The sequence below is a fragment of the Actinotalea ferrariae CF5-4 genome (assembly GCF_000603945.1).
Classification (GTDB): domain Bacteria; phylum Actinomycetota; class Actinomycetes; order Actinomycetales; family Cellulomonadaceae; genus Actinotalea; species Actinotalea ferrariae.
The window spans coordinates 1-416 of record NZ_AXCW01000216.1 but is presented as its reverse complement, the minus strand read 5'-3'; the positions used below and the strand labels follow the sequence as shown (position 1 = coordinate 416).

Below are 416 nucleotides of genomic sequence, written 5' to 3'. Positions count from 1 at the left end.
GTCAAGTACCAGCAGGGTGAGCAGACACCGGAGCCGGGTGCGCCGTGCACCGGTGGGGTGGACGCCTGATGAGCGAGAACGCTGCCGCGCCGCGCAGGGTCCCGACCGCTGCGGTGGTGGTCCTGGTGGCCGCCGTGGTCGGGGTCGCCGGCCTGGTCGCCGGCGCGGCCCTGACGAACGGTGGCGACCCTGTCTCGCGGCCGGCCGAGACGTCAGCCGAGGCTGGGTTCGCCCGCGACATGCAAGCTCATCACGCCCAGGCGGTGCAGATGTCCACCATGGTGCGTGACGCCACCGACGATCCTGAGGTCCGGTCCCTGGCGCTGGACATCATGCTGACCCAGCAGCAGCAGGCCGGGCAGATGTACGGCTGGCTCGAGCAGTGGGACCTGCCTCAGCCCTGATCCACCGGTCGT

At 71.2% G+C, this 416-nt stretch carries 1 protein-coding gene; it reads left to right on the top strand.

The window, feature by feature from the left end:
* Positions 1-68 precede the first annotated feature (68 nt).
* Positions 69-404 carry a DUF305 domain-containing protein gene (locus N866_RS14725; RefSeq protein WP_034227687.1) on the top strand — a complete coding sequence of 112 codons (336 nt, stop codon included), beginning with the start codon at positions 69-71 and terminating at the stop codon, positions 402-404.
* The last annotated feature ends 12 nt before the right edge of the window (positions 405-416 follow it).